Source organism: Sphingomonas sp. DC1600-2, assembly GCF_049897605.1.
Classification (GTDB): Bacteria; Pseudomonadota; Alphaproteobacteria; order Sphingomonadales; family Sphingomonadaceae; genus Sphingomonas.
The window spans coordinates 455,963-480,690 of record NZ_JAFCWO010000001.1; the positions used below are offsets into that span (position 1 = coordinate 455,963).

Annotated in this window: 22 protein-coding genes; 5 read left to right on the top strand and 17 right to left on the bottom strand. The window is 65.7% G+C overall.

The genetic code is table 11. The features are described from left to right. Window positions 1-4 precede the first annotated feature (4 nt). From ACP7BL_RS02135 to ACP7BL_RS02160, 6 genes are all read right to left on the bottom strand, one after another. The gene (locus ACP7BL_RS02135) at window positions 5-682 is read right to left on the bottom strand and encodes a response regulator (RefSeq protein ID WP_033966287.1); all 678 of its coding nucleotides are present in this window, start codon (window positions 680-682) and stop codon (window positions 5-7) included. Continuing rightward, window positions 679-3,321, bottom strand: coding sequence for a sensor histidine kinase KdpD (locus ACP7BL_RS02140; RefSeq protein ID WP_341202782.1), 2,643 nt, complete (start codon window positions 3,319-3,321; stop codon window positions 679-681). Before ACP7BL_RS02140 ends, ACP7BL_RS02135 begins: the two co-directional genes overlap by 4 nt. A 145-nt stretch (window positions 3,322-3,466) precedes the next feature. After that, complete coding sequence (gene kdpC / locus ACP7BL_RS02145; RefSeq protein WP_341202783.1) at window positions 3,467-4,066, bottom strand: potassium-transporting ATPase subunit KdpC; 600 nt, start codon at window positions 4,064-4,066, stop codon at window positions 3,467-3,469. An 11-nt stretch (window positions 4,067-4,077) separates the two neighbouring features. Next, window positions 4,078-6,105: a potassium-transporting ATPase subunit KdpB gene (gene kdpB, locus ACP7BL_RS02150; RefSeq protein ID WP_126845559.1), complete on the bottom strand. Its 2,028-nt coding sequence runs from the start codon at window positions 6,103-6,105 to the stop codon at window positions 4,078-4,080. Window positions 6,106-6,118: 13 nt separating this feature from the next. Continuing rightward, window positions 6,119-7,810, bottom strand: coding sequence for a potassium-transporting ATPase subunit KdpA (gene kdpA / locus ACP7BL_RS02155; RefSeq protein ID WP_137902970.1), 1,692 nt, complete (start codon window positions 7,808-7,810; stop codon window positions 6,119-6,121). 13 nt (window positions 7,811-7,823) lie between these two features. Beyond that, window positions 7,824-7,913, bottom strand: a complete 90-nt coding sequence (locus ACP7BL_RS02160) for a potassium-transporting ATPase subunit F (RefSeq protein ID WP_081988579.1) — start codon at window positions 7,911-7,913, stop codon at window positions 7,824-7,826. Window positions 7,914-8,355: 442 nt separating this feature from the next. On the opposite strand from ACP7BL_RS02160, the gene ACP7BL_RS02165 reads away from it, so the two are divergent. Beyond that, window positions 8,356-9,753 (top strand): AlbA family DNA-binding domain-containing protein, encoded by a 1,398-nt coding sequence (locus ACP7BL_RS02165; RefSeq protein WP_137902971.1) that lies wholly within the window; start codon window positions 8,356-8,358, stop codon window positions 9,751-9,753. A gap of 328 nt (window positions 9,754-10,081) precedes the next feature. Here the strand turns inward: ACP7BL_RS02165 and ACP7BL_RS02170 are convergent, their stop codons facing one another. From ACP7BL_RS02170 to ACP7BL_RS02195, 6 genes are all read right to left on the bottom strand, one after another. Further along, a complete protein-coding gene (locus ACP7BL_RS02170; RefSeq protein ID WP_426257496.1) occupies window positions 10,082-11,773 on the bottom strand; it encodes a sulfatase-like hydrolase/transferase in 1,692 nt (563 codons plus the stop codon). Further along, complete coding sequence (locus ACP7BL_RS02175; protein WP_426257497.1) at window positions 11,770-12,153, bottom strand: hypothetical protein; 384 nt, start codon at window positions 12,151-12,153, stop codon at window positions 11,770-11,772. Before ACP7BL_RS02175 ends, ACP7BL_RS02170 begins: the two co-directional genes overlap by 4 nt. Window positions 12,154-12,225: 72 nt before the next feature. After that, a complete protein-coding gene (locus ACP7BL_RS02180; protein ID WP_426257498.1) occupies window positions 12,226-12,876 on the bottom strand; it encodes a 2-hydroxychromene-2-carboxylate isomerase in 651 nt (216 codons plus the stop codon). Beyond that, the gene (locus ACP7BL_RS02185) at window positions 12,873-13,286 is read right to left on the bottom strand and encodes a DUF1330 domain-containing protein (protein ID WP_426257499.1); all 414 of its coding nucleotides are present in this window, start codon (window positions 13,284-13,286) and stop codon (window positions 12,873-12,875) included. Before ACP7BL_RS02185 ends, ACP7BL_RS02180 begins: the two co-directional genes overlap by 4 nt. Then, window positions 13,283-14,197, bottom strand: coding sequence for a haloalkane dehalogenase (locus ACP7BL_RS02190; protein WP_033963370.1), 915 nt, complete (start codon window positions 14,195-14,197; stop codon window positions 13,283-13,285). Before ACP7BL_RS02190 ends, ACP7BL_RS02185 begins: the two co-directional genes overlap by 4 nt. A 112-nt stretch (window positions 14,198-14,309) precedes the next feature. Further along, window positions 14,310-15,599: an adenylosuccinate synthase gene (locus ACP7BL_RS02195; RefSeq protein WP_426257500.1), complete on the bottom strand. Its 1,290-nt coding sequence runs from the start codon at window positions 15,597-15,599 to the stop codon at window positions 14,310-14,312. Window positions 15,600-15,885: 286 nt separating this feature from the next. On the opposite strand from ACP7BL_RS02195, the gene ACP7BL_RS02200 reads away from it, so the two are divergent. Continuing rightward, entirely contained in the window at window positions 15,886-16,719 is an 834-nt protein-coding gene (locus ACP7BL_RS02200; RefSeq protein WP_426257634.1) for an alpha/beta hydrolase, read from the top strand. Window positions 16,720-16,726: 7 nt separating this feature from the next. On the opposite strand, the gene ACP7BL_RS02205 is transcribed toward ACP7BL_RS02200, so the two are convergent. From ACP7BL_RS02205 to ACP7BL_RS02220, 4 genes are all read right to left on the bottom strand, one after another. Beyond that, window positions 16,727-17,833 carry an ATP phosphoribosyltransferase regulatory subunit gene (locus tag ACP7BL_RS02205; protein WP_426257501.1) on the bottom strand — a complete coding sequence of 369 codons (1,107 nt, stop codon included), beginning with the start codon at window positions 17,831-17,833 and terminating at the stop codon, window positions 16,727-16,729. After that, the gene (locus ACP7BL_RS02210; RefSeq protein WP_426257502.1) at window positions 17,830-18,228 is read right to left on the bottom strand and encodes an endonuclease domain-containing protein; all 399 of its coding nucleotides are present in this window, start codon (window positions 18,226-18,228) and stop codon (window positions 17,830-17,832) included. Before ACP7BL_RS02210 ends, ACP7BL_RS02205 begins: the two co-directional genes overlap by 4 nt. A 63-nt stretch (window positions 18,229-18,291) precedes the next feature. Further along, window positions 18,292-19,869 carry a phosphoglycerate dehydrogenase gene (gene serA, locus ACP7BL_RS02215; RefSeq protein ID WP_426257503.1) on the bottom strand — a complete coding sequence of 526 codons (1,578 nt, stop codon included), beginning with the start codon at window positions 19,867-19,869 and terminating at the stop codon, window positions 18,292-18,294. 137 nt (window positions 19,870-20,006) lie between these two features. Continuing rightward, window positions 20,007-21,140: a phosphoserine transaminase gene (locus ACP7BL_RS02220; RefSeq protein WP_426257504.1), complete on the bottom strand. Its 1,134-nt coding sequence runs from the start codon at window positions 21,138-21,140 to the stop codon at window positions 20,007-20,009. Window positions 21,141-21,361: 221 nt separating this feature from the next. Here ACP7BL_RS02220 and ACP7BL_RS02225 point away from each other — a divergent pair, with 221 nt between their 5' ends. Together ACP7BL_RS02225 and ACP7BL_RS02230 are read left to right on the top strand one after the other, a co-directional pair. Beyond that, complete coding sequence (locus ACP7BL_RS02225; RefSeq protein ID WP_426257635.1) at window positions 21,362-21,982, top strand: extensin family protein; 621 nt, start codon at window positions 21,362-21,364, stop codon at window positions 21,980-21,982. 37 nt (window positions 21,983-22,019) lie between these two features. Continuing rightward, a complete protein-coding gene (locus ACP7BL_RS02230; protein ID WP_426257505.1) occupies window positions 22,020-22,958 on the top strand; it encodes a TIGR00730 family Rossman fold protein in 939 nt (312 codons plus the stop codon). A 45-nt stretch (window positions 22,959-23,003) separates the two neighbouring features. Here the strand turns inward: ACP7BL_RS02230 and ACP7BL_RS02235 are convergent, their stop codons facing one another. After that, on the bottom strand, window positions 23,004-23,672 hold the full coding sequence (locus ACP7BL_RS02235; protein ID WP_426257506.1) for a c-type cytochrome: 669 nt from the start codon (window positions 23,670-23,672) through the stop codon (window positions 23,004-23,006). A gap of 155 nt (window positions 23,673-23,827) precedes the next feature. On the opposite strand from ACP7BL_RS02235, the gene ACP7BL_RS02240 reads away from it, so the two are divergent. Then, a complete protein-coding gene (locus ACP7BL_RS02240; protein ID WP_126845573.1) occupies window positions 23,828-24,718 on the top strand; it encodes a prephenate dehydratase in 891 nt (296 codons plus the stop codon). The last annotated feature ends 10 nt before the right edge of the window (window positions 24,719-24,728 follow it).

Genomic DNA, 24,728 nt, shown 5'->3' on the forward strand with positions numbered 1-24,728 from the left:
GCGCTTACGCCACCAGCCGGTAGCCGATGCCCGGTTCGTTGAGCACCAGCGCGGGGGCTGCGGGGTCCGCCTCGAGTTTCAGCCGTAGCGCGCGCACGGCGACGCGCAGATATTCGACGTCGTCGATATGGCCTTCGCCCCACACCACCCGCAGCAAATGCGCATGAGTCAGCAGCTTGCCCGCATGGCGTGCCAGTTCGGCGAGCAGCGCGAATTCCTTGCGGGTGAGCTTCACCGATACGCCATCGCGCCAGACCTGATGCGCGGCGAGATCGATTTCGACCGGCCCCACCTTTAGCCGGTCCTGCCCAGCCGCTGCCGCATTGTGCCGCCGCAGCGCGACCCGGATGCGCGCCAGCAATTCCTCGGTGTCGAACGGTTTGACGACATAGTCATCGGCTCCGAGATCAAGCGCGGCGACCTTTTCTGCGGTCGCGTCGCGCGCGGTCAGCACGATGACGGCGCGGTCCATCGCCTTCAGCAGCGGCACAAGCTCGATGCCGTCGCGGTCGGGCAGACCGAGATCGAGCAGCACCAGCTCGCATCCCGGGCGCCGCGCGGCGGTCAGGGCATCGTGGGCGGTGGCGGCTTCGTCGGCGGTGAGCCCGGCGCGCTCGACCGCTCCGCGCACGAGGCGACGGATTGCGGCTTCATCATCGACGATCAGGATTTGGGCGGTCATGCCGCTGCCGTACGCCGGATCAGTGGATTGGGCCAAGTCACGCAAAACGCCGATCCGCCGGTCTCGCGGTTGGAGGCGCTGACGCTCAGCCCCATCGCCTGGGCAAAGCCCTGGACGATGGCGAGGCCAAGCCCGGTGCCGCCGCTGCGATCATCGCCATCGACGCGGGTAAAGCGGTCGAACAGATGCGCCTCGCGCCCCGGTGGTAGTCCCGGGCCCTGGTCGAGCACGCCGAGCGTGAGACCGTCGGGGGTGCGACGTCCTTCGATGATGATGTCGGTATCGGCGGGGGCGAATTTGGCGGCGTTGCCGAGCAGGTTGATGAGGACGTGGTGCAGCATGCGGGGATCGGCCTCGACCAGCGGCAGGGTCGGCGGCACGTCGAGAATCAGGCGATGGCGTGCCAGTTCGGCGCGAAGGTCGTGTGCGGCGGCGGCGACCGCATCGGTCAGGTCGGTGGCCTCCTGCCGCATGACCAGCGCGCCGGCCTCGATCCGGGTCATCTCGACCAGATCGTCGAACACGCGCCGCAAACGCCGGGCCTCGCTCTGCAACGTGGCGGTGGTGGGGGAGGCCCCATATTCGCTGGCGAGCTGATCGGCGGCGGCAACGACGGCGGTGAGCGGCGTCTTGAGGTCATGCCCGATCGAGGACAGCAAGGTCGCGCGCAAATCGTCGCGCTGCTTCAGCGCACTCACTTCGCGCGCCTGCGCTTCCAGTTGCAGACGTTCGTGGGCCAGCGCGGCCTGGCCTACCAGGGTGGCGAACAGCACGCGTTTGTCGGCGGGGATCGGATCGCCATCGCCATCGCGCGCAACGCCGAGCACCCCCAACACGCCGAGCGCGGTCTTGAGCGGATGGAATTGCCACGCACTGGCCGTCAACGTCCCGCTCGCGCGCCCGGTCACCTCGCCGCGATCGAACGCCCAGTCGGCGGCGGCGAGATCGATCGGGCTCAGTTGCGGCACATCGGGCGCACCGGCGATCGCGACATGGCGGCCATCGCGCTCGCCTAACAGGACCGTGGATACGCCCAGCAAGGCAGCGGTTTCCTCGCACGTAGCGGTCGCCGTGCCGGTCTCATCGGCGACGGCGGCAAGACGCTGGCCGAACGCCGCGAGCGCGGCATTTTCGGTGGCGGTGCGCGCGCCGAGATTGGCTTCGCGGCGGACTTGCCCGGCCAATTGGCTCGCGACGACCGCGACGATGACGAACACGATCAGCGTGACGACATTCTGCGGATCGGTGATCGTCAGCGTGTAGAGCGGCGGCAGGAAGAAAAAATTATACGCCAGCGCCGCGCCGATGCTCGCGATCAACGAGGGGCGCAGGCCGTAGAGCGTGGCGGTCGCGATCACCGGCAGCAGATACAGCAGATCCATCGCATTGGCACCGACCAGCGGCTGTAACAGCGTCGCGAGCGCGGTGTTGGCACCGACGAGTGCAAGCCCGATCAGACTCCCGCGCGCCAGGATCGGCCGAGTGGTGGGGGCTTCGCGTAACGTTTCGCTGGGTTGCGCGACGGGTACGACATGGATCGCCACGCCATCGAGCGCCCGCACCAGCCGGTCGACGATCGAGCCGTGGCGCAGCTCGAACCACCACGAACGGCGCGACTTGCCGATAACGACGGCGGTCGCGCGCGCTTCGCGGATTTGCGCGACCAGACCCTCGAGCACACTGCGCGCGGGGATGGTGGCAATGGTCGCGCCAAGACCGGTGGCGAGGTCGAGCGCATGCGCCATGCGCGCGCGCGCCTCGGCGGAGAGTGTCGCCGTGCGCGGGGTTTCCACCACCACCGCCGTCCAGCTTGCGCGGAGTGCATCGGCCAGACGTTTGGCCGAGCGGATCAGCGTTTCGCTGCCCGGCTGATCGCCAACCGCGACGACGACGCGCTCGCCGCCGGCCCAGGTGCCGCTTTCGCCGAGGCTGGCGACATGGTCGAGCAAATGGCGGTCGACCGTCTGCGCGGCGCGGCGCAACGCCAGTTCGCGCAAGGCCGACAGGTTCGATTTCGAGAAGAAATGGCCGAGCGCGCGCGTCGCCTCGGCTGGGATATAGACCTTGCCGTCCTTCAGCCGGTCGATCAGCTCGTCGGGCGGGAGGTCGACCACTTCGATCTCGGCATCGTCCAGCACCGCATCGGGCACGGTCTCGCGCACACGCACGCGGGTGAAACCGGCGACGACATCGTTGAGGCTTTCGACGTGCTGGATGTTGAGCGTGGTGAGCACGTCGATGCCCGCTGCGCGCAACTCTTCAATATCCTGCCAGCGCTTGGGGTGGCGGCTGCCGGGGGCATTGGTATGCGCAAATTCGTCGATCAAGGCGACTTGCGGATGCCGCTTGAGCATCGCGTCGAGATCGAATTCCTCGAGAGTGTGCGCGCCATGGACGATTTTAGCGCGCGGCAGCACCTCGAATGGGGCGGTCAGCCGTTCGGTTTCGGTGCGGCCATGCGTTTCGATCACGCCTGCGACGACGTCGGTGCCAGTGCGCAGGAGTTCCGCGCCTTCGCGCAGCATTTCGAAGGTCTTGCCGACACCGGGGGCGGCCCCCAGGAATATCTTGAGACGACCACGCCCCTCCCTTTGGGCGGCCTTGAGCAGAGCATCGGGGGAGGGGCGGGTTTCGGTCATTGCACGCCCGTGCTGATGTCAGCAGCCGTCACCCCGGGCTTGTCCCGGGGTCCACTGCGCCGCACATCCTGACGCCGCTGATCTATTGGCACGGTGGACCCCGGGACGAGCCCGGGGTGACGAAGAAGGGAGAAGGTCGCGAGCGTCATTTGCCCGATGTGGTAGCGGAAAGCATATCAAGCTGTCGATTGAACAGCAGGACGTTGACGTGCGGTTCGCCGATGATGCCGAGCACGGGTTGCTCGGTCTGTTCGGCGATGAGCGACTTTACCTTGGCGACATCCAGGCCGCGCGCCTTGGCAATGCGCGGTGCCTGCAAAAAAGCCGCCTCGGGGCTCAGATCGGGATCGAGCCCCGAGGCGCTAGTGGTGACCAGGTCGGCGGGTAGATCCCCGGTCATCCCTTCCGCCCGCGCGGTGGAAACGCGCTTGGCGATGGCGTCGCGCAGGTCTTTCGACCCGGGCGCTAGGTTGGTCGCGGCCGACGAACTCGCATCATAGCCATCCTTGCCAGCGGCAGAGGGACGCGGATGGAGATAGCGTGGGCCCGTGAAATTCTGGGCGATCAGCGCGGAGCCGATCGGATTGCCCCTGGTGTCCGACAGGATGCTGCCATTGGCCTGGACCGGCAGCGCGACCTGCGCGATGCCGGTGATCGCGGCTGGATACAGCAGCCCGGTGACGAGCGTGACGAGCAGCAGCAGGACCGCGGTGGGGCGGAGCGCGCGAAGCGTTTCGGTGAACATCGAAAGGTCCTTCAAGCGAGATGGAGGGCGGCGACGACGAGATCGATCGCCTTGATGCCGACGAATGGGGCGATCAGCCCGCCGACGCCGTAAACCGCGAGGTTGCGCGCCAGCAGCGTGCCTGCGGGGGCGGGACGGTACTTCACGCCCTTCAGCGCGAGCGGCACCAGCGCCGGGATAATCAACGCGTTGAAGATGATCGCCGACAGGATTGCGCTTTCCGGGCTCGCCAGGCGCATGACGTTGAGCATGCCCAACCCCGGATAGAGCACGACGAAGATCGCGGGCAGGATCGCGAAATATTTCGCGACGTCGTTGGAGATCGAGAAAGTGGTCAGCGCGCCGCGCGTCATCAGCAATTGCTTGCCGAGGCCGACGATCTCGATCAGCTTGGTCGGGTCGCTGTCGAGATCGACCATATTGCCTGCCTCGCGCGCTGCCTGCGTGCCGGTGTTCATCGCCACGCCGACGTCCGATTGGGCGAGGGCAGGGGCGTCGTTGGTGCCGTCGCCGCACATCGCGACGAGCTTGCCGCCTTCCTGTTCCTTGCGGATCAAAGCGAGCTTGTCCTCGGGCGTCGCCTCGGCGAGGAAATCGTCGACGCCGCTCTCGGCCGCGATGGTGGCGGCGGTCAGCGGGTTGTCGCCGGTGATCATCACCGTGCGGATACCCATCCGGCGCAGCTCGCCGAAGCGTTCGCGGATGCCCGCTTTGACGATGTCCTTGAGCTGGACGACACCAAGCAGACGGTTGCCATCGGCGACCGCCAGCGGAGTGGCACCGCCGCGCGCGATTTCGTCCGAGATTTTGCGCAGGGTATCGGCATTGGGAACATTGCCCAGCCGCATGAGGATCGCGTCGACCGCGCCCTTCACCAACGCGCGATCCCCGATCTGCAGCCCCGACACGCGCGTCTGCGAGGTGAATTTGATCTCCTCGGCCCCCTCCGGCATCGCAATGGCGGCAGCGCCATCGGCGTTGGCGAGCACGACGATCGAGCGACCCTCGGGCGTTTCATCGGCCAGACTGGCAAGCCGCGCTGCCGCGGTCAATTCCGCGAGCGTAACCCCTGGAACCGGCAGGAAGGCGGTGGCCTGGCGGTCGCCGATCGTGATCGTGCCGGTCTTGTCGAGCAGCAACGTATCGATGTCGCCGGCCGCTTCCACCGCGCGGCCCGATTTGGCGAGCACGTTGAAGCGCACCAGCCGGTCCATCCCGGCAATGCCGATCGCCGACAACAGTGCCGAGATCGTCGTCGGGATCAGCGTAACGAACAAGGCGACCAGCACCGGCACCGCGATGCCGCCATTTGCATAAGCGGCAAAGGCGGGCAGCGTGCCGACCGCGATCAGGAAGATCAGCGTCAGGCCTGCCAGCAGGATGGTGAGGGCGATTTCGTTGGGGGTCTTCTGGCGTTGCGCGCCCTCGACCAAAGCGATCATGCGATCGAGAAAGCCCTGGCCTGCGCCCGCCGTCACGCGCACCGTAATCGCATCGGCGATGACGCGCGTGCCTGCGGTCACTGCGGAGCGATCGCCGCCGCCTTCGCGAATGACGGGGGCGCTTTCGCCGGTGATTGCGGCTTCGTTGACGCTGGCGACGCCCGCGACAACTTCGCCATCGGCCGGGATCAGGTCGCCGGTCTCGACCAGCACTTCGTCGCCGACTTGCAGGCGGGCGGCGTCGACCCATTCCCAGGCACCCGCCACGCCAATCAGCTTCTTGGCGCGGAGATCCGCCTTGGTGGCGCGCAGCGCGGCGGCCTGCGCCTTGCCGCGGCCCTCGGCCAGCGCCTCGGCGACGTTGCCGAACAGCACCGTCAGCCACAGCCAGAAGACCAGCTGCCCTTCAAAGGCGGCATGGCCGGTGCCGGTGGCGAGGCCCTTGATGAGCAGGACGGTCGAGAGGCTGGCAACGATCGCCGTGACGAACATCACCGGCGTCTTGATCAGCTTGGCGGGGTTGAGCTTGAGGAAGGCATCCCGGACCGCTGCAGCAAGCAGCGGGCCGGTGAAGAGCGAAGCGTTCTGGTTTGCCATTGGCTTGGACCTTTTAGAGCAAAATGCCGGCGGCGACCTGCGCCTGGTCCGCGATCGGACCGAGCGCGAGCGCGGGCAGGAAGGTGAGACCCCCGACGATCACGATGATCGCCGCGAGCAGGCCGATCCACAGCAGCCCGGTGGTCGGGAACGAGCCCGGCCCCTCGGGCACGCGGCGCTTGGCGGCCAGGCCACCGGCAATCGCGAGCACGGGCAGGATCACCCCGAAGCGGCCGACGAACATGTCGAGCGCGAGCAGCAGATTGTAGAACGGCGTGTTGCCGCTGAGGCCACCGAACGCCGAGCCGTTATTGGCCGCGCCCGAAGTGAAGGCGTAGAGAATCTCGCTAAAGCCATGCGCACCCTTGGCGAGCGGCCCCGCGAGCCCGGCCCCGGTGACGCAAGCCACGGCGGTGAGGCCAAGGATGGCGAGCGGCGGCACGGCGATGGCGATCACCGCCAGCTTCATCTCACGCGATTCGATCTTCTTGCCGACATATTCAGGGGTCCGGCCGACCATCAACCCGGCGATGAACACCGCCAGGATGCAGTAGATCAGCACCGCATAGAGGCCCGAGCCGACGCCGCCGACGACGAGTTCGCCAAGCTGCATGTTGAACATCGGGACGAGACCACCGATCGCGGTGAAGCTGTCGTGCATCCCGATCACCGCGCCGCAGGAGGTGGCTGTGGTGATGACGGCGAACAAAGCGGTGGCGGCGATGCCGAAGCGGACTTCCTTGCCCTCCATATTGCCCCCGGCGACGCCAAGTGCGTGGTGGATCGGGTTGCCCGCCGCCTCGGCCCCATAAGCGACCGCGACGCCGACGAGGAACAGCAGCATCATGGCAGCCAGGATCGCCCAGCCCTGGCGGATGTTGCCGACCGCCTTGCCGAAGGTAAGCGTGAGCCCTGCGCCGAGCACGAAGATCGTGATCATCTGCAGGAAGTTGCTGAGCGCGGTCGGGTTTTCGAACGGATGTGCGGAATTGGCGTTGAAGAAGCCGCCACCATTGGTGCCGAGCATCTTGATGGCGAGCTGCGAGGCGACCGGGCCGACCGCGATGGTCTGCTTGGCGCCTTCCACCGTCGTCGCGACGACCGAGGGGCCGAAGGTCTGCGGCACGCCCATCACGACATAAGCAAGCGCGAGCACGATCGAGAGCGGCAGCAGCAAATAGAGCGTGGCGCGGGTGACATCGACCCAGAAATTGCCGATGCCCGATGCCTGTTTGCGCGCAAAACCGCGGATGAAGGCGAAGGCGACGGCAATGCCGACGGCTGCCGACAGGAAGTTCTGCACCGTCAGCCCCGCCATCTGGCTGAGGTTCGACAGCGAGGATTCGCCACCGTAATTCTGCCAGTTGGTGTTGGTGACGAAGCTGACCGCGGTGTTGAAGGCGAGCAGCGTCTCCATGCCGCCAAACCCTTGCGGGTTCATCGGCAACACGCCCTGCAGTTTCAGGATCGCGAACAGCAGCGCGATGCCGCCCACATTGAACACCATCAGCGAGACGGCATAGCCGACCCAGCTTTGCTCGGCCTTGGGATCGATCCCGGCGAGCTTGTAGAAGCCGCGTTCGAGGAAGCCGAGCGGCATCTCCTTGCGGGCATAGAGGGCGTACATCCAATCCCCGGCTGGCTTGGCCAGCGCGATGATCAGGACGGTGAAGAGCAGGATCATGCTCCAGCCGGTGAGGGTCATGGCCGTGCCTCCCTCAATACCGCTCGGGCTGTGCAAGCACCGCCAGCAGATAGATCAGCACGATGACGGCGACGACGCCGCCGAGTAAGAGGTCAAAGGACATTGGGCCCGCCTGTGATGGTTCAGGCGACGTCCCTGCGCCGAAGCGGCGTTAGCGCGCGCGGGGGATTGCGGGCGGCGGGCGTAAAGCGGGCGTAAAGTGCGGGGGCGCTCCGGCTAGGCCGCGAACCCGTAAAATGGGGACTGCCTTTGCATCGGGCGGAACGGCAACAAGTGGTGGGATGCGGACACGCCGTTGATGGCGGGAATTGGCAGGTTGCGGTCGTTCCGCATGGCTACCGCTAACGGCAGTTTTGGCTGCAACCTCCCATCGGCGCATCGCAATGGCGTCCGGCGGAACCGTACACCTTGACGTGCTCGCTGCGAAGAGCGCCCGCGTCAGGCTCTCAAACTCTTCCCATGCGGCGGGCGGGGCGATCTGGCTGTCTTAGAAATTATCGTGTGATCGCCATTGAAATGCGAGACTTCAGCATCGACAAGACGACATGACTGCGACCAATCCTCCGCCTGATGTGCGCTTCAGCGAGGGCCTGGCATTCGAGCTGAAATCCTGGCTCGATCCTGCTAAGCCTCCTCATCAGGCCGTGATCGTCAAAACGCTGATCGCGCTGCGTAACCATGGCGGCGGCACCTTACTCATTGGCTTCCAAGACGATGGGCGCCCCCGAGAAGACGATGCGCCCTACGATATTGCGGCCCGCTATCACCTCGATCGGATTCAGGAATTGGTCTCCCGCTACGCGTCGGAGCCCTTCGAAGTCCGAGTAGAGCTCCTCGACCGCAACGCCCGCCAACATCCCCGGATCAATGTCGCTGCCGGGGTCCGAACTCCAGTCCGCGTCAAGGCGACGATCGTGCAAGAGCGCGATGGCGAACCCGTCATCTTGCTTGCGAAAGGGGAGATTCCGATCCGCACTCTCGCCAGCAATGGTCGACCCAGTACTGTCGCTGACTGTTCCAAGGACGATTTGGAGCGGCTGATGCAGGTGTGCTTTGACAACCGCGAAGCCGACATCGCTCGTTTCATCCGGCGCAATTTGACAGACATCGGACCGGCTATCGCGGAAATCATGTCGACAGGAGGACTCGCGCCCCAGCCGAGCGGCAGCCAGCTGGCAGCGGACTTTCTTGATGTCGGCGATCGACACTTCGCCGAGGAATATGATCGTCGCCAGGTGCCTGCCGAGATCGCCGAATTGCGAGGATGGGGCAGTCGGGAGGTCGCCTTGGTGATCAGCCCGGCTCCGGATGGCTTTCGCGCAAATCATGATTTCCTGCGGCGGATGCTGTCTGCCGTACCCCGCTACAGTAGCTATCCGCCATGGCTCGACACCGCAGTAGGCGGCATCGAGAGCGAAGCAAAGGTCCGCGAGGGTCGCTGGGAAGCGATGCTCTATGTTTCCGATATCTTCGATGCTCTCACGTTCGAGATGTTCGATCCAAACGGCCAATTCTACGAACGCCGCCTGAACCTGCTCGACGTGATCGCGCGCCGCAACCAAGCGAGCCCGCGCACCGTGCTCGGTGAACGGCAGGTTATCACGGACGTTGCAGAGGTATTCCTCACCGGCCTCGCTTTTGCAAACGCGATGGGTGTCGCGGATGCAGACCACGAACTGCACTGGGCCTTTCGTTGGACCGGCCTTCATAATCGCATCGTTGATGCATGGTTCGTGGGTGGTCCCAGTCGATACATCTCGGCGGAAGACACCTCCCCGGTATGTCAGGTCAGCTTTCCGGCCGACACGCCCGCGTCCGCGCTCGTGCCCCTGATTGAAAAGGCAATGGTGCCGATGTTTGAGATGTTTCGAGGCTATTCGACTCAAGCTCAACAGATAGACGAGATGCTCACCGCGTTGATCAACCGGCGCTCGCAATACTGACGGTCTGAAGTAGTTCTGCGTGGGGCGGAATGTATCCGGTTAGGCCGCAGTCCTCCTCACGCGCACAATATCAGTCAGCGAAGCGGCACCTCACTCGCGAACTCGATGAAACCAGGCCGCCAAATCTAGTAGTTCAGAACGGCCTCGATCGAGGCGAATGAAGGTCTGCTTCCGGGCCGATTGGCCTGATCGCCGAATGATCCCTTCAAGGGCGCGTTGCCGATCGCCCGCTTTGACCTGCGAGATCGTCAGCTTTCGTCATGACCCGACGTTCACCGGAGATGGGGCAAACGACGCGCTTTGGTCGGAAGGAGACTATCCGCTTAATCTAGTTGGACCAGTAGATATACGTCTCGCCCGGTTTCGGCTTGGTGCCGAGCGGGCGGTCGATCGCGATCGGGGAGCGGATCAGCGAGGGCCAGGCGGGTTTGACGCTGGCGCGGTCATGCGCGGCGAGCAACTGGTCGAGATGCGCGACGACATCGGAGTGCTGTGCGGCGACGTCATGCCGTTCGGTCGGGTCGGCCTTCATGTCATAGAGCAACTCCACATGCGGCAGATCGAGCGCCTGCAGCTTCCAGTTGCCGTCGCGCACGGTGCGATAGCGGCCGCTGCGCCAGAACAGGGTTTGGTGCGGCGTGCCGCTCTGCTTGCCGTCGATAAAGGGCAGCAGATCGACCCCGTCGAGTGCGCGGTCCTTGGGCAGCGGGGCATTGCCCGCATCGCCCGCAGTGGCGAAGATATCGAAATGGCTGACGGGGCCCGCGATGCGCGTGCCCGGCTTGATCCGCGCGGGCCAGCGCATGAAAAACGGCACCTTCACCCCGCCTTCGAAGAAGGTCGCTTTCCACCCGCGATACGGCCGGTTGATGTCGGGCAGGCCGATATAATTGGCACCGCCATTGTCGCTGGTGAAGATGACCAGCGTGTTCTGGTCGAGCCCCTGTTGCTTGAGCGTCGCCATCACTTGCCCGACCCCGCGATCGAGCGCGCGGATCATCGCGGCATAGACGCGCAGGCGATGATCGGTGATCTGCGGTAGCGCGTCATAATCGGCCTTTGACGCCTGCAGCGGCGTGTGCGGCGCATTGTAGGCGAGATAGAGGAAGAACGGCCGGTTGCGATTGGCGGTGATCGCGGCCTTGGCCTGCACCGTCAGATAATCGGTCATGTAGCGATCGGGGTGGAAGCGCTGCCCGCCATTATATTGCACGCTGAACGGCAGGTTCGCCCACAGGAACTTGTCGATCGGATCGAACGGCTGTTTCGAATTTTCGACGTCGGGGCTGGATTCGGGCAAATACATCTGGCCCCCGATCATAAAGCCCAGGCTCTCGTCGAAACCCTGATCCTCGGGCCGCATCCCCTTTGCTTCGCCGAGGTGCCATTTGCCGAGGTGCATCGTGTGATAGCCCTTGCCGCGCAGCAGCTCGGCAATCGTCACCTCGCTCGACGGTACGCCCTTGGGTGCCGTCGTGGCGGGCTGGCGCGCGGCGTCCTCGTCGAAGATCGTCTTGTGTTCCCATGTCGTCGGGAAATTGGCGATGGTGCGCGAGAACATGGCGTCGGTGCGGATCACGCTCGACGGAAACCAGGCGGGCGGGTGCGTATCGGCGGGCGTAAATTCATACCCAAAACGCGTTGGATAGCGCCCGGTCATCAACGCGGCGCGACTCGGTGCGCAAGTGGCATTACCGGCATAGCCGTCGGCGAAGGTGACGCCATCATGCCCCAGCGCATCGATATTGGGCGTCTTGACCAGCCCGCCCGCAACCCCGCCGCCATTGAAGCTGATGTCGTTATAGCCAAGGTCGTCGGCGACAATCAGCACGATGTTGGGCGGGCGGGTGCCCGCCGGAATGGCGGGGGCGGGGCCGCGCTGCCATGTTACCGCGCGCGTCGGATAGACGTGCGGCGCGGTCCAGCCCGGCAGATGCAGCAGTATATAATCCTTTGACGCGAACCCCGCGATCGCCAGCACCGCGACCAAAGCGAGCACGATCTTGCCCCAATGCTTCACCGCGCGACGTCCGCGAAGCTGCGGCGTGCGAGCAACAGCACCACGATCATCACTGCCTCCGCGACCATCGGCGGAAACGCCGAGGCGGGTGTGCCGTCGAGGATCAGGCTCAGGCAGCGTCCGCCAATCGCGATCCCGAGCAGCGATAACGGCACCGCCAGCGGTGCGCGCGCGCAGCGCCATGCGCCGAGCAGCGCGAACACCCCGCCAGTGACGAAGAACGCGGTGAAGTCGGCGCGCACCGTTGCCAGCCCTTGCGTGCCGCCCGGCGTGAGAAAGAAGCGCGCGACGGAATGTGCCGGATCAAACAGGAAGGCCATTCCCAAGGCGATGTTGAACAGGCCGACCAACCCCACCATCGCCCGCATCAGGTTCCGCATCGCTCGCCCCCTTGTTTCTTGCATCGTAGCAGCGTCGTCCGACTCTGCAATGTCACGGCACGCTGCGTGCCATTATCGCCGCGCCAGTCCCTGTTGCTCCATCCGCCATTTGAGCTGGTCGAAGCGGTCCTGTCCGAAAAAGGGTTCACCCTCGAACACCATCAGCGGCACGCCATAATGCCCGCCGTCGCGCTGTGCCGCCTGGTTGATGACGACGATCTCGACATAGCGTTCCGGTTCGGCCGCGACCGCAGCGTCGAGTTCGGCGAGGTCAAGGCCGGCCTCGGCGGTGGCGCGGGCGAGGTGATCGCCCTCATGCCATCTGCTCACTGCCCCACTCCAGAGCAGTCGCCCCACCGCTTCGAGAAAGGCGAGGCCACGCCCGCGTTCTGCCGCAGCGACCCCAAGATGCGTCAGACGGTGGATATAGGGCTGGTCGAGCGGATAGGTGCGGGTCGCGAAATCCATCACCACCGGATCGGGCTGCGCCCAGCGGAACGGCATCCCCACAAAGGCGGCGCTGCGACCGATATCGCGCAGGAAATAGCTAAGCCACAGGGGATCGTTGCTGGTGAAGAAATCGGGTTGGCGAACCGCAATCGGATAGACCGGCCGAACCCGCGCCACGACGTCGAAATCGCGTTCCAGTTCGATCAGGCGCGGCGTCACCAGATAGGAATAAGGCGAACGGAACGACCAATAGAGATCGTAGGTGAGCGTCATGCGCCAAGCGGCTTGGTGCGGATGTTGAGCTGCCCGGCAAGCCCGGCGACGCGATGCTTCTCGATTGCCTGGTAATCGGGCGATTGCACCATCGCCAGCATCGCCGCCCGTGACGGGTAGCGGGCAAGCGCGACCATGTCCCACGGCTCGTCCATGGTGCCGAGCATCAGTTCGCTGACCGCACCGGCATAGAGCGCTTCGCCACCGACCGCCGCCAGGCAGGCCCGCACCGCCGCGCCATAGCGGGCATAGGCCTCGCGCCCGCTCAGCAGGGCGTCGGAGCCGTCCGGATATTCGGCATGGTCCTTGAACTTCAGCAAATTGACCATCACGAACGGCCCGTCCTCGGGCGCGCTGAAAAAGGCGGCGGCCTGTTCGGGGGGAGGAAAGACCGCGTTGGTGACGTTCATGCCGATGCTCCGGTGCTGCGAATGAAGCTATCGATCAGCGCGCTCAATCGGTCGGGCGCGTCTTCCTGCAGGAAATGGCCGCCACCCGCGATGATGGTGTGCGGCTGCCCGCGGGCGCCGGGGATGCGCTCGATAAAGATCTTCTCGCCGCCTGCGGTCACCGCATCCTTGTCGCTGAAGGCGGTGAGGACGGGCTTGTCGAAGCGTTCGAGTACCGTCCACGCCGCGCGGTTTTCGGCAACCGAGGCGTGCTCTGGCGTGACCGGTACCAGGGTCGGGAATTGCCGCGCGCCTTCCTTGTAGCTTTCGTCGGGGAAGGGGGCGTCATAGGCCGCGATCTCGTCGCTGGTGAGCTCGCGCACGGTCCCGCCATTGACGATCGCGCCGACCGGGAAGAGCGGCACATTCTGGCTGAAGGCTAGCCACGCATCGAACCCCGCCGACGATCCGGTGCCGACCGGCAGTCCGGTATTGGCGATCACCAAGCGTGCGAAGCGATCGGGAAAGGCGGCGACCAGGCGCAGCCCGATCAGCCCGCCCCAATCCTGACAGAACAGCGTAATGTCGCGCAGGTCGAGCGCGGTGAGCCAGTCGGACATCCAGGTGACATGGCGTTCATAGGTGTAATCGGCGCGCGCGGCGGGCTTGTCGGATTTGCCGAAGCCAATCAGGTCGGGCGCGATCACGCGGTGCCCGGCAGTGGTGAGCGGTGGCACGAACTTGCGATAGAGATAGGACCAGCTCGGCTCGCCATGCATCAGCAACACCGGCGCGGCGTCGCGCGGCCCTTCATCGATATAGTGGATTCGCAGGGGCGTCCCGTCGCCGTCGGTGACGGTTTGATAGTGCGGCGCGAAGGGATAATCGGCCAGCCGCTCGAACCGGGCCTCGGGCGTTCGTAAAACCTCCACCGCACTCTCCTTATGGCATGTATCGTGCCAATAGAGTCGCGGGACGTCAAGCGCCGATAGCGGCCCCTCCATAAAGGGGAGGCACCGCTATTGATATCGCGGTCGGGAAAGGTCAGTCCGAAAAGGGATCGCGGACGAGGATCGTGTCGTCGCGCTCGGGGCTGGTCGAGACCAGCGCCACCGGGCAACGGATCAGTTCCTCAATGCGGCGAATGTACTTGATCGCCTGCGCGGGCAGATCGGCCCAGCTCCGCGCGCCCGCCGTCGTTTCCTGCCAGCCGGGCATGGTTTCGTAGATCGGCTCGACCTCGGCCTGATCGGCGGCATGCGCCGGGAAATAATCGAGCGTTTCGCCGCGCAGGCGATAGCCGGTGCAGATCTTCACTTCGTCAAAGCCATCGAGCACGTCGATCTTGGTCAGCGCGATGCCGGTGATGCCGCCGACCGCCGCCGATTGCCGCAGCAACACCGCATCGAGCCAGCCGCAGCGACGCTTGCGCCCGGTGACGGTGCCGAACTCATGGCCGCGCTCGCCCAGGCGGATGCCGATCTCGTCTTCCAGCTCGGTCGGGAACGGGCCCGATCCGACGCGGGTGGTATAGGCCTTGGCAATGCCGAGTACGAAGCCGACCGCGCTCGGCCCCAGGCCCGAACCGCCCGCCGCCGTGCCCGAAATGGTGTTGGACGAGGTGACGAACGGATAAGTGCCGTGGTCGACATCGAGCAGCACGCCCTGCGCGCCTTCAAACAGGATGCGCTTGCCATTCGCGCGCGCATCGTTGAGCACGCGCCAGGTCGGTTTGGCGAAGGACAGTACGAAATCGGCGATCTCGCGCAGTTCCTGGACCAGCGCGGCGCGATCGATGGGCGGTTCGCCGAAGCCTGCGCGCAGCGCGTCGTGATGCGCGGTCAGACGGTCGAGCTGGGCATCGAGCGAATCGAGATGCGCCAGGTCGCACACGCGAATCGCGCGGCGGCCGACCTTGTCTTCATAAGCCGGACCGATGCCGCGCCGCGTGGTGCCGATTTTGCCCGCCCCGCTGGCATCTTCGCGCAAGGCATCGAGATCGCGGTGGAACGGCAGGATCAGCGCGCAGGTATCGGCGAGCATCAGCGTGTCGGGGGTGATCGTCACGCCCTGGCCGCGCAGTTTTTCGACTTCGGCCTTCAGCGCCCACGGATCGAGCACCACGCCATTGCCGATGACCGAGGGGGTTCCGCGCACGATGCCCGAGGGGAGCAGCGACAGCTTGTAGACGCTTTCGCCGACGACGAGCGTATGGCCGGCATTGTGGCCACCCTGGAAGCGCACGACGACATCGGCGCGTTCCGCCAGCCAGTCGACGATCTTGCCCTTGCCCTCATCGCCCCATTGGGCGCCGATCACTGCTACATTTCCCACGGTGTCTTGCTGCCTGATTGTTACGTTTTCGGTGCAGCCCTAATGTGCAGGGGGCAGAGGGTCCATTGTTATTGCGCGCTGCGCCGGCGGCTGGGGCATCTGGCCCCGCGATACATCCTGCGACACTTGTTTTCTTGCGGCCCAAAAGACCGGCGCTTACCAAGTTGCGCACGCGTAATGACCAAGGTCCGGGAGCTTTGTGATGCGGAAACACCTTTTATCTGGCGTGATGGTGGCGGCGCTCACGTTCGCAACGACTGCCGATGCGCAGGGGCCGCTGCGCAAGATGATGATGAAGCGCTGGATGGAGCGCCAGCAACAGCAGCAGCAATCCGGCCCCGCGGGGACTGACATCGCTTATGGCAGCGATCCGCTCCAGCATCTCGACTTCTGGCATGCGACCAAGGCAAATGGCGCTGCGCCGCTGGTAATCTTCGTGCACGGCGGCGGCTGGGAGGCTGGCGACAAGGACATGGCGCGCGGCTCGGCCAAGGTCAGCCACAGTCTTGAGCGCGGCTACGCCTTTGCGTCGATCGGCTATCGGCTGGTGCCGTCCGCGACGGTCGAGCAGCAAGCACAGGATGTCGCCGATGCGATCGCGGTGCTGGTGCGGCAAGCCGCGACGCTCGGCATCGATACGCGGCGGATCGTGCTGATGGGGCATAGCGCGGGCGCGCATCTCGCGGCGCTGGTCGGCACCGATCCGCGCTATCTCGACCATGCGCACTTGCGTGCCGATGCGCTGAAGGGCGTGATCTTATTGGACGGGGCGGCTTATGACGTGCCGCGCCAGATCGCCGAGGGCGGCACATTCATGCACGACCGCTATCTGGAGGCCTTTGGGAGCGACCCGGCGCGGCAAAGGGCGCTGTCGCCGACCTTCCATGCCGCCGCGCCCAATGCGCCGAGCTTCCTCATTCTCCACGTCGCGCGCAAGGATGGCACCGCGCAGTCCCAACAATTGGGCGAAGCCTTGCGCAAGGCGGGCACACCGGCCGAGGTGCAGGGTTTTGCAGGCAGCGGCCTCAAAGGGCACATGGCGATCAACCGGCAATTGGGCGAAAACGCTTATCCCGCCACGCCGGTGGTGGACGCCTATCTCGACCGTCTGTTCGCGTGAGCGGTGCCTAGACCGCCCGCGCTTCGCCTTCCGCCAGTACGTGCGTGCACAATTGCGCCTCGGGCGTGTCGCCTGCCTCGAGCGCCGCGACGGTGACCCAGCCCGCCGCGCGCATGGCGGCGGCTACCGCCGGATCGGTGCCGAGCGGGACGAACAGGCGGCGACGGTCGACCTCGGCCAGCCCGGCCGCGACAATGGCGTCGGCGTAGAGCGAAAAGCCGACCGCCGATTCCTCGGCACCGCCTTCGTGCATGATCGTGTAGGTGCCGCCGCGCCCGATTTCGCCGCGCACGCCGCCTGCAAAGATCGAGAAGCCGAGCCAGCTTTGATATTCGAAGCCGTGGCGCTCGGTCGGGTCGAGCGTGAGCGCGACGCGGCCTTGCAGGCCCTCGGCGATTTTCCACAAGGCATCGAGTCGCGAGGTCAGCGCGCCCCCCGCATCGAACGCGCAGAGCCGGGCGTGCGCGGTTTCGAAGGGGCCTGCCGCCTCGATCAGCGGGAGATAGGCGGGGGCGATCGCGGCGACGCCGCCCGCATCCTTGGCGTCGAGCCGGTCGCGCAAGGCGGTGATCTGCATGGGCTCGATCGGGAAGGGGCCGTTGGCGAGGACGTCGATCAGGTCGGGCAGGGTGAAGTCGATCGAGATGTCGCTGACACCTGCGGCCTCCAGCGCGGCGACCGCAACTTCGACCACTTCGCGCGCCGCCGCCACGGTATCGAGGCCGATCAACTCGCAGCCGATCTGGCGCAATTCACGTTCGGGCGCGAGTTGCGAGGCCCGCAGTTTCAGCACGGGTCCCGCATAGGACAGCCGCACCGGGCGCGGGTGGTGGCCCATGCGGGTGGCTGCGATGCGGCCGATCTGCGCGGTCATGTCGGGGCGGATCGCGAGCGTCGCCTGGCTGACCGGATCGACGAAGCGCACCGCATCCTGCGCGCGCGCGGCCTTCAGGCGACCGGCGAGACCGGCCTCGAACTCGGCGAGGGCGGGGTCGGCACGTTCATAGCCATAGGCATAAGCGGCGGCGAGCGCAGCGGCTTCGAGGCGCGCGGCGGCGTCGGCGAAGGGCGGGAGCCGGTCGCGGAAACCGGTCGGGAGGAGGGCGGTGGTCATGCTATATCCTTCTCCCTCTCCCCTCCGGGGAGAGGGCCGGGGAGAGGGGCCGTCGCAAGCGCAGCGCTGATCGTCTCTAGCACGCCATCCAGGTTCCCCATGACGTCGGCATTGTTGAAGCGGATCACGCGATACCCTTGTCGTTCCAGCCACGCCGTTCTGCGGGCGTCGCCGCTCTCGTCGTCTGCGTGGGTATCGCCGTCAAGCTCGATCACGAATTTTAGGGAACGCGCGACAAAGTCAGCAATGAACGGGCCGATCACGACCTGATGGGCGAACTTGACTGCGGCGAAGCGTTTGGCGCGGAGGTTGTACCAGAGGCGCGCTTCGGCGGGGGTTGGGTTGCTGCGCATGGCTTTGGCGCGCGCTAGCAATAGCTTATCGGTTGTTGGCACGGCCCCTCTCCCCGACCCTCTCCCCGGAGGGGAGAGGGAGAAGAAGGGCGTACCGTCCGCCTGTTAAAACGCCAAGCCCATCGCGGTCTTCACGCCCGGCAGCGCGCGGATTTGCGCGAGCAGGTCGGGCGTTACCGCATCGTCGATCGACAGCAGCAGCACCGCCTCGCCACCGGCCGAACGGCGGCCGAGGTGGAAGGTCCCGATGTTGACGCCCGCGGTGCCGAGCAAGGTGCCAAGGCGACCGATGAAGCCCGGCGCATCCTCGTTGACGACATACAGCATGTGCCCGGCGAGATCGGCCTCGACCTTGATGCCGAACAGTTCGACCACGCGCGGGGCCGAATCGCCGAACAGCGTGCCCGCGACCGAACGCTCGCCCGCATCGGTCTTGACCGAGACGCGCAGCAGCGTGTGGTAATCGCCCTCGCGTTCGGTGCGGACTTCGCGCACTTCGATGCCGCGTTCCTTCGCGAGCAGCGGCGCGTTGACCATGTTGACGGTGTCGGTCTGCGTGCGCAGGAACCCGGCTAGCACGGCGGCGACGATCGGCTTCTGGTTGAGCTCGGCGGCGGCACCCTCGGCATGGACCGAGATGCGCGCGATCGCGCCGTGGGTGAGCTGCCCGACCAGGCTGCCGAGCTTTTCGGCCAGTGCCATGTACGGCTTTAGGCGCGGGGCTTCCTCGGCCGACAGGCTCGGCATGTTGAGCGCGTTGGTGACGCCGCCGGCGACGAGGAAATCGGCCATTTGTTCGGCGACCTGGATCGCGACATTGACCTGCGCTTCGGTCGTCGATGCGCCGAGGTGCGGGGTCGAGACGAAGTTGGGGGTGCCGAACAAAGGCGATGCCTTGGCCGGTTCCTCGACGAACACGTCGAGGGCTGCACCACCGATATGGCCCGAATCGAGCCCGGCCTTGAGCGCGGCTTCGTCGATCAACCCGCCGCGCGCGCAATTGACGATGCGCACGCCCTTCTTGGTCTTGGCCAGCGCCTCGGCCGAGAGGATGTTGCGGGTCTGGTCGGTGAGCGGGGTGTGGAGGGTGATGAAATCGGCGCGGGCGAGGAGGTCGTCCAATTCGACCTTTTCGATGCCGAGTTCGAGGGCGCGTTCGGGGCTGAGGAAGGGATCGAAGGCGATGACCTTCATCTTCAGCCCGCGGGCGCGGTCGGCGACGATCGAGCCGATGTTGCCGGCACCGATTAACCCCAAGGTTTTGCTGGTTAATTCCACGCCCATGAAGCGGTTCTTTTCCCACTTGCCGGCCTGGGTCGAGGCGTCGGCCTCGGGCAATTGGCGGGCGAGCGCGAACATGAGGGCGATGGCGTGTTCGGCGGTGGTGATGGAGTTGCCGAAGGGGGTGTTCATGACGACCACACCCTGCGCAGACGCCGCTGGAATATCGACATTATCCACGCCGATCCCGGCGCGGCCGATGACCTTCAAATTGGTCGCGGCGGCGAGGATCGCCTTGGTCACCTTGGTCGAGCTGCGGATCGCCAGGCCATCATATTCGCCGATGATCGCGATCAATTCTTCGGGGGTCTTGCCGGTGATTTCATCGACCTCGACGCCGCGTTCGCGGAAGATTTGCGCCGCTTTGGGGTCCATTTTGTCCGAAATAAGCACTTTTGGCATCGGTTTTGTCCTTCTGCTCCCTCTCCCCTTCAGGGGAGAGGGTCGGGGAGAGGGGAAGTGGGAAATTCGGGGGAGGTGGCGTGCTGGACTGCCCCTCTCCCCGGCCCTCTCCCCGCAGGCGGGGAGAGGGAGAAGAATTACGCGGCCTTCACGCTCGCATAGGCCCAGTCGAGCCATGGCCCGAGCGCGACGATGTCGGCGGTGTCGACGGTCGCGCCGCACCAGATGCGCAAGCCCGCCGGGGCATCGCGGTAACCAGCGATGTCATACGCGGCATGCTCCTTTTCGAGCAGACCGGCGAACGCCTTGATGAAGGCTTCGTCGGCACCCTCGACCGTCAGGCAGACGCTGGTCCTGGAGCGCGACGCCGGATCGGCGGCGAGATGGCCGAGCCACGAGCGCTCGGCGACGATCTTGTCGAGTGCTGCGGCATTGGCGTCGCTGCGGGCGATCAGGCCGTCCGCGCCGCCGACCGTCTTAGCCCATTCGAGCGCGGCGATGGCGTCTTCGACGGCGAGCATCGAGGGGGTGTTGATCGTCTCGCCCTTGAACACGCCTTCGGTGAGCTTGCCCTTGGAGACCAGGCGGAACACCTTGGGGAGCGGCCAGGCGGGGGTGTAGCTTTCCAGCCGTTCGACCGCGCGGGGCCCCAGGATCAGCACGCCGTGCGCGCCTTCGCCGCCCAGCACCTTCTGCCAGGAGAAGGTGGCGACGTCGATCTTGGCCCAGTCAATGTCGTACGCGAACACCGCGCTGGTCGCGTCGGCGAAGCTGAGGCCCTCGCGGGTCTCTGGGATCCAATCGGCATTCGGTACGCGCACGCCCGAAGTGGTGCCGTTCCAGGTGAACAGCACGTCGTTCGACCAGTCGACCGCGTTCAGATCGGGCAATTGGCCGTAATCGGCGCGCAGCACGGTGGGATCGATCTTGAGTTGCTTGACCGCGTCGGTCACCCAGCCTTCGCCAAAGCTTTCCCAGGCGAGCGCGGTGACGGGCTTTGCGCCCAGCATCGTCCACATCGCCATTTCGAACGCGCCGGTGTCGGAACCGGGGACGATGCCGATGCGGTGCGTGTCGGGGAGCTTCAAGAGCTCGCGCATCAGATCGATGGAATATTGCAGCCGCGCCTTGCCGATCTTCGAGCGGTGCGAGCGCCCCAGCGATTCGGTGGCAAGATTGGCGGGGGTCCAGCCCGGGGGCTTGGCGCACGGGCCCGAGGAAAAATACGGGCGTGCAGGCAGATGCGCGGGACGCGCAGGAAGGTCAGTCATGTAGTCTCTCCTTACAGAGAGCACGCGCGGCGTTGGGACCGCGTGGCCCGTCGACCGCCCTAGACAGTTTCACCCGGCGGTCAACCCGTGATCCGCTCGCCACGCCACGACATCGCTCTGCCGCGACCGCGCAGCTTCGCTATCCCTTCGCGAGTCGCGTGGGCTATAGAAAGAGCGTGAAACGCGCCGCCCTTCTTTTCTTGCTCCTGCTCGCCGGCTGCATGGCCGGCGGTGGGCAGGACCGCCGCCCCCCGCCACGCCCGCGCGGGGCTAGGCCGGTGACGCTCGCCTTGCCGACCAGCCGCGAGACGCAGGCTTGCTACGCCGATCTCTCGCGCGAAGATGTGCGCTTCTCGCCCTTGCCCGATCGCGACTATGGGGGCGGCTGTCGGTTGATCGGGACACTGCAACTGATCGACATCGGCGTGCCGGTCACCAACCTCAAGGCCATGCGCTGTGGCCTCGCGCGCAACTTCACTGCGTGGGTCGATTATGCCGTGGCCCCGGCGGCGCGGCAGATGCTGGGCAGCGATCTGGTGCGGATCGAAAGCATGGGCAGCTATGCGTGTCGCGCCGTGGTCGGTGCGCCGGGCGCTGGCGGGCGCTTGTCGGGCCATGCCACCGCCAATGCGGTCGATATATCGGGCTTCGTGCTGAAGGATGGCCGTCGCGTCACCATCCAGCAGAATTGGAATGGCGGCGATGCGGACGCACGCGCTTTCCTGCGCACGATCCGCGCCTCGGCGTGCAAGCGCTTCGGCACGGTGCTGAGCCCGGATTACAATGCGGTGCATTACAACCATCTGCATCTGGAAGACGATCATGCCGGGTTTTGCCGCTAGGCTTCAAATTTGCGGCGCAGTGGCTTAGGGGCGGTGGATGAACGACACTCCGAACCCGGACGCCCCAGCCCAAGACTCGCTCGTCCACGAGTCCGATGCGCGCGATACGCACGTGCCGTCGCGGGTCTTTCCTCGCGCGCGGCAGGATGCCGAAACTGCCAAGACGGCGGTCAGCACGCCGCAGACCGAGAACCCGGCCTATCGCCTCGCCTTTCAGGACATGGATTTCCTGTTGCGCGAGGATTTGCGCCCGGTGCGCTTCCAGCTCGAACTGCTGAAGCCCCAGCTCATCATGGACGAGGCCAATATCGCCTCGACCTTCGTGATGTATGGATCCGCGCGCATCCCCGAACCGGCCAAGGCGCAGGCCTTGCTCGACATCGCGCACGCCGCCGAAGGCGACCGCGAGCAGGCGATCCGCATCGCCGAGCGGCTGGTCGCCAAGTCCAAATATTATGACGTGGCGCGCGAGCTCGGGCGGCTGGCGAGCAGCTTCCCGGTCGATACCGACGGCAAGCGGCACTTCGTGGTCTGTTCGGGCGGTGGCCCCTCGATCATGGAAGCGGCGAACCGCGGTGCGGCCGATTGCGGGCACGAATCGATCGGGCTCAACATCGTGCTGCCGCATGAGCAAGCGCCCAACCCCTATGTCACCCCGGCGCTGTCGATGCAGTTCCACTATTTCGCGCTGCGCAAGATGCACTTCCTGCTGCACGCGCGCGCGCTGGCGGCGTTTCCGGGCGGGTTCGGCACGTTCGACGAACTGTTCGAGTTGCTGACGCTGATCCAGACCGGCAAGATCGCGCCGATCCCGGTGCTGCTCTACGGCCGCGAATTCTGGAACCGCGTCGTCAATTTCGAGGCGCTGGTCGAGGAAGGCGTGGTCTCGGCCAAGGACCTCAAGATCTTCACCTTCGTCGAAACCGCCCAGGAGGGGTGGGACGTGGTGAAGGCGTTTTACCGCGACAAGGACTGAGCCCGCCGCCCCCTGGGGTTGGACCCGGGGGGCGCGCAGATCAGATCATTTCTTGGCCGGTTCCGCCCCGGCTGCGGCAGGCGCGGTGGCGTTGCCCAGGTCGGCTGCGGCAGGCGACGCCTTGCCACCGGGATCAGCCGCGCCAGCGGCGGGCGGTGCCTTGGCTTCGGTCGCGGCGGGCGCAGCTGCTGGCAGTGGCAGGTTGGAGCCTTGCGTGTTGAGATAGGCGATCACGTCCGCGCGGTCCTTGCCGCTGGTCAACCCGGCAAAGGTCATCTTGGTGCCCGCCGCAAAGGCGCGCGGGCTGGTGAGCCATTTGTTGAGCTCTTCGAAATCCCATTTCTTGCCAGCGCCTGCGGTCTTCAGCGCATCGGAAAAGGCGTAACCCGCTTTACCCTGCGCGATCGCTTCCCCCACGGTCGCCCACAGGTTCGGGCCGATGCCATTGGCACCGCCCTGGGCGATCGTGTGGCAAGCGGAGCATTTCTTGAACACTTCGGCACCGTGCGCAGTGTCCGCCGTGGCCAGCAATTCGGCGATCGGCTTGTCGGCGGCAGCCGCTCCGGCACCTTCTTCCGCGCCGCCCTCGATCGGATAGCCGGCCTTTTCGGCCTTGATCGGATGGACGATCATATTTCCGGCGATGCCGAGCGCAAGCGCGACGCCCATGGAGCCCAAAACCCAGCCAGCGATCGTATTGGTCCGGTTGTCCATGTCTCGTCCTAAACCTTCTGCCGCGGGACGGCCCCTGTTAGAGCCACGAAGTCGCCCAACCCATAGATTCGCGCGGCGTGCATCGCAAGCGCCGTTGGCGGGCGGGGTGGCGATGGCTTGCAGCGCGACGACGAGCGCAGTACCGCCCGGCACCCATGGAAAATTTCCCCGAACCCGCCCGCGCGCTCGTCGCCGAGATGACCGCTGCCGCCGCCATCGATCCCGCCCGCACCGTCGCTTTTCAGGGTGCCCCCGGCGCGAATTCGCATATCGCCGCGCGCGAGGCGTTCCCGGATGGGCTGCCGCTGCCGTGCTTTGATTTTGCCGATGCGATCGATGCGGTGCGCGATTTTCGCGCCGATTGCGCGATGATTCCGATCGAAAATTCGCTGCACGGGCGTGTCGCCGACATGCATTTCCTGCTGCCCGAATCGGGGCTGGTCATCACCGGAGAGCATTTTCTCGGTATTCGCTATGCCCTGATGGGCACCGGGCCGTTGTCGGGCGTACGCGAGGCGATGAGCCATCCACAGGCACTCGGCCAATGCCGGTTGTGGCTGCGCGACCACGGCATTGCCCCCGTCGCCTATCCCGACACCGCAGGCGCGGCGGCGCTGGTGGCGGAGCGCCGCGACCCGGCGCTGGCGGCGCTTGCCCCGCCGGGCGCGGCGGCGCTGTACGGGCTGGACACCTTGGCCAGCGATATCGCGGACGCCGAACATAACACCACGCGCTTCGTGGTGCTGGCACGCGAAGGGCAGGAACCGGTTGGCGACGGTCCGTGGATGACCACGCTGATCTTCGAGGTGAACAACGTGCCCGCCGCTTTGTACAAGGCGATGGGTGGTTTCGCGACCAACGGCGTCAACATGACCAAGCTGGAAAGCTATCAGCGCGGCGGCAGCTTTGCCGCGACCGAATTCTATGCCGATGTCGAGGGACGCCCGAGCGACCCCGGCCTTGGCCGTGCGCTGGCCGAATTGGCGTTCCATTCGAAATGGGTGCGCGTGCTCGGCACCTATCGTCAGGCGCGCGCGCGCGGGTAAAGCGGGGGGC